2 protein-coding genes and 1 pseudogene are annotated in these 4,697 nt (G+C 66.9%); 2 read left to right on the top strand and 1 reads right to left on the bottom strand.

What is annotated here, in order from left to right:
- Positions 1 to 378, top strand: a 378-nt coding sequence (locus JYJ84_RS28825) for an OmpA family protein (RefSeq protein WP_205189783.1), incomplete at its 5' end; no start/stop codon positions are given.
- A 376-nt stretch (positions 379 to 754) separates the two neighbouring features.
- Positions 755 to 2,911, top strand: coding sequence for a methionine--tRNA ligase (metG, locus tag JYJ84_RS28820; RefSeq protein ID WP_122946026.1), 2,157 nt, complete (start codon positions 755 to 757; stop codon positions 2,909 to 2,911).
- Between the two features lie 57 nt (positions 2,912 to 2,968).
- Here the strand turns inward: metG and JYJ84_RS28815 are convergent.
- Positions 2,969 to 4,646 (bottom strand): annotated as a pseudogene (locus tag JYJ84_RS28815) (translocation/assembly module TamB domain-containing protein); the annotation flags it as partial.
- Between the last annotated feature and the right edge of the window lie 51 nt (positions 4,647 to 4,697).

Raw genomic sequence — 4,697 nt, 5'->3', positions numbered from 1 at the left:
GTGACCGAGCAGCCGGACGGCTCGCTGAAGCTGAACGTGCCGAGCTCGGTGACGTTCGCGACGAACCAGTACGCGATCACGCCGGCCTTCACGCCGCTGCTGAACGACCTGGCGACGACGCTGAACCAGAACCCGCAAGTGACGGCATCGATCGTCGGCTACACGGACAGCACGGGCTCGGCCCAGCTGAACCAGACGCTGTCGCAGAACCGCGCGCAAAGCGTCGTGAACGCACTGGCACAGCGCGGCGTGAACGGCGGCCGCCTGTCGGCGCAAGGCATGGGCGCATCGAACCCGATCGCGGACAACGCGACCGAAGCCGGCCGCGCACAGAACCGCCGCGTCGAAATCTACCTGCGCGCAGCGCAGGCGCAGTAAGCGCACGACGAGGAGAAGGTGCGGGCCCGCCGCTCGCGCCGCCCCGCCGGACAAGGCTTCCGGCGGAGCCGGTAACAAATCGAAAATATTTTCGAACTTCTGTCGCAGGCCGTGGTCAGTATTTACGGTACGCGGCTGGTGTTGCCGGCGCGTCACCATTCTCCTCTTGTCGTTGTTGCTCCGGGGCCGTATCCGCCCCGGTTTTTTTTGCCCGCAGAATTCGTGCTGCACCGCAGCACATCGCCGTCGGGCACGCCGCTTGCGCGGCCCCGCCCGTTTCGGCGCCCGTTCAAGGGCGCCTGCCCGCGTCGCTGGCGCGCGCCCCTGCTAGAATCGCAGTTTCCCGTCGTTTTTCCGCCGTTCCTCTACAGACCCTATGTCCGCATCCGACCTCACTTCCGTGCAGGCTGCGGCGCCGCAAGGCGGCCGCCAGATCCTCGTTACGTCCGCACTGCCCTATGCCAACGGGCAGATCCACATCGGCCACCTGGTCGAGTACATCCAGACCGACATCTGGGTGCGGGCGCTGCGAATGCATGGCCATGAGGTCTACTACATCGGTGCCGACGACACGCACGGCACGCCGATCATGCTGCGCGCGGAGAAGGAAGGCCTGACCCCGAAGCAGCTGATCGACCGCGTGTGGACCGAACACAAGCGCGACTTCGACAGCTTCGGCGTGTCGTTCGACAACTTCTACTCGACCGATTCGGACGAGAACCGCGTGCTGAGCGAGAAGATCTACGTCGCGCTGCAGGAAGCCGGCTTCATCGCCGAGCGCGAGATCGAGCAGGCGTACGATCCCGTCAAGGAAATGTTCCTGCCGGACCGCTTCATCAAGGGCGAGTGCCCGAAGTGCCACGCGAAGGACCAGTACGGCGACAACTGCGAAGTGTGCGGCTCGACCTACCTGCCGACCGAACTGCTGAACCCGTATTCGGTCGTGTCGGGCGCGACGCCGGTGCGCAAGACGTCGAAGCACTACTTCTTCCGCCTGTCCGACCCGCGCTGCGAAACGTTCCTGCGCGAATGGGTGAGCGGCCTCGCGCAGCCCGAAGCGACCAACAAGATGCGCGAATGGCTCGGCGACGCCGGCGAGGCCAAGCTCGCCGACTGGGACATCTCGCGTGACGCGCCGTACTTCGGCTTCGAGATCCCGGGCGCGCCCGGCAAGTATTTCTACGTGTGGCTCGACGCGCCGGTCGGCTACTACGCGAGCTTCAAGAACCTGTGCGAGCGCAACGGCGTCGACTTCGACGCGTGGGTCCGCCCGGGCTCGACCACCGAGCAGTATCACTTCATCGGCAAGGACATCCTGTACTTCCACACGCTGTTCTGGCCGGCGATGCTCGAATTCTCGGGCCACCGCACGCCGACCAACGTGTTCGCGCACGGCTTCCTGACGGTCGACGGCGCGAAGATGTCGAAGTCGCGCGGCACGTTCATCACCGCGCAGAGCTACATCGACACCGGCCTGAACCCCGAATGGCTGCGCTACTACTTCGCCGCGAAGCTGAACGCGACGATGGAAGACATCGACCTGAACCTCGACGACTTCCAGGCGCGCGTGAACAGCGACCTCGTCGGCAAGTACGTGAACATCGCGAGCCGCGCGGCAGGCTTCCTGATCAAGCGCTTCGACGGCCGCGTGCAGGACAGCGCGATGAACCATCCGCTCGTCGCGAAGCTGCGCGACGCGATTCCGCAGATCGCCGCGCACTACGAGGCACGCGAGTACAGCCGCGCGCTGCGCCACACGATGGAGCTCGCGGACGAAGTGAACGCGTACGTCGACGGCGCGAAGCCGTGGGATCTCGCGAAGGATCCGGCCAACGCGGTCGCGCTGCACGAAACCTGCAGCGTGAGCCTCGAGTCGTTCCGCCTGCTGTCGCTCGCGCTGAAGCCGGTGATGCCGCGTGTCGCCGAAGCCGTCGAGTCGTTCTTCGGGATCGCGCCGCTCGCCTGGGCCGATGCCGCGAAGCCGCTGTCGTCGGAACAGCCGATCAAGGCGTACCAGCACCTGATGACGCGCGTCGACCCGAAGCAGATCGAAGCGCTGCTCGCCGCGAACCGCGATTCGCTGCAGGCCGAAGCCACCGGCGCGGCCGCCGCGAGCGCGAATGCCGCGAAGGATGCGAAGAACAACGCGAAGGCGAACGCGAAGCAGGCGGTGGTGAACGGCGCGGATGACGCCCCGATCTCGATCGACGATTTCGCGAAGATCGACCTGCGCATCGCGAAGATCGTCGCGTGCCAGGCCGTCGAGGGTTCGGACAAGCTGCTGCAGCTCACGCTCGACATCGGCGAGGAAAAGACCCGCAACGTGTTCTCCGGCATCAAGTCCGCGTACCAGCCCGAGCAGCTCGTCGGCAAGCTGACCGTGATGGTCGCGAACCTCGCGCCGCGCAAGATGAAGTTCGGCCTGTCCGAAGGGATGGTGCTCGCCGCGTCGGCCACCGACGAGAAGGCGGAACCGGGCCTCTACATCCTCGAGCCGCACAGCGGCGCGAAGCCCGGCATGCGCGTGAAGTAAGCCGCGCGCACTGCCGCTTGCGAAAAAAAGCCCCGCACGATTCGTGCGGGGCTTTTTTCATGGCTGCTCGGCGCGCCGCGCGCGCGCGGCGTCACTGCCGAACCAGCGATCGAAGCGCCGCGTGTAGTTCAGGTCGACACCCTGGAACGTGCCGCCGTACGCGGACACCGACCAGAAGCGCGTCAGGTTGATCGTCGCCTTGAACGCGTTGGCCGCCGATTGCAGCCCCTGCTCGAAGCCGAGCACGAACCGCTCGTTGATCGCCTTCGACACCAGCACGACCTGCGGGTCGGTCAGGCCGACTTCGCTGCGGCCGACCGAGACCTCGTCGAGACCGAAGGTCTGCGCGACGCGCTTGCCGGTCACGCTGCCGAGCAGCCCGAGCGCCGCCGTCATCGCACCCTGCTGGCCGACGTTGTTGCCCTGGTCGGTGCCGTGCCCGAACAGCAGCCACGACAGCTTTTCGTTGTCCGTGACGTTCGGCTCCGACACGAGCTTGACCGTCAGCGACTGGATCGTGCCCGTCACCTGCACGCCGGCCTCGACCTCCTGGTTGCGCCGCATCGCGAGGATGTTGACGCCCGGGTTCGACACGGGGCCGTTGAACGTGAAGAAGCCGTTCTCGATCGCGAGCTTGCGGCCGAACGACGTATATGTCGACCCTTCGGTCACGCGCACGTTGCCGACCGCGCGCAGCGGCACGCCCGGCGCGCTCATCACGGTGATCGTGCCGCGCAGCCCGAGATCCGCGCCGTGGCCCTTGAAGCGGAAGTTGTTGCCGAGGCCGATGTCGATGTTCGCTCGCGCCGCGCGGCCCGTCGTTCGCGACGGTCGCCTTGCCCGACAGCGACAGCTTGCGGTCCGGCGCCGCGAACAGTTCGAGCTTGTCCGCGACGATGCTGGCGGTCAGGTCGGGCGCCTCGCCGTCGAGGCGCACGCGACCGAGCGCGCGCAGCGTGCCGTCGCCGCCGTGAAATTCGACCTGCTGGAATTCGACGAGGTTGTCCGACAGCTTCACGCGCACGATGCCGTCCTTCAACTGCACGCCCTGGTCGATAAGCGTCGCGGACAAATCGTCGCCCGTCAGCATCCCCGACAGGTTCGGCTTCACCGGCGTGCCCGCGATGGTCAGCTTCAGCGCCGCGCGCCCGCCGAGCAGGTAGCTCGGCCCGAACAGGTTGCCGGTCGTCTTCAGTGCCGGGATATCGGCGTCGATGCGGCCCGACAACGGGCCATCGTTGACCACGCCGAACATGCCGTCGTGCAGCGCGAACGGCACGATGACGTTCGCATCGAGCGTGCCGATCCGGTTCGCCTTCGCGAGCGCCGTCAGGTTGAGCCGGTTGCCGGGCGTGAAGCTCGCGCGCGCGGACAGGTCGGTCAGCCCCAGCGACGCGATGCCGCGCCCGCTTTCGATCGTCACGTCGCCGCCGCGACGCTTCACCTGCACATAGCCCGTCGAGTTCGCGCCGAGCGAGAAATCCCAGTCGGCGTCGAGCACGACGTCGGTCCGCACCGGCGGCCGCTGGCCCGTCAGCTCCTGGCGGACCTCGAGGAAACGCGCGACCGACGCGCCGCTCACGGAGCCCGCCGAGCGCATCTGGCCGTGATCGAACACGAACGATTTCAGGTCGATCGACGCGCCTTCGAGCGTGAGCCGCGTCGCGCCGAGCGTCACGCGGCCGGCGCCGGCCGATACGGTCAGCGGCGACTGCAGCGCGATGGCCGGCGTGCCAGTCTCATATACACATCAGACGCAGCCGACGAATAGAGAGGTGTAGATCTC

Source organism: Burkholderia sp. LMG 13014 (assembly GCF_905232215.1).
Taxonomy (GTDB): domain Bacteria; phylum Pseudomonadota; class Gammaproteobacteria; order Burkholderiales; family Burkholderiaceae; genus Burkholderia.
Note: the sequence above shows the minus strand (reverse complement) of the source record. Positions and strands in the feature narration are given on the sequence as shown.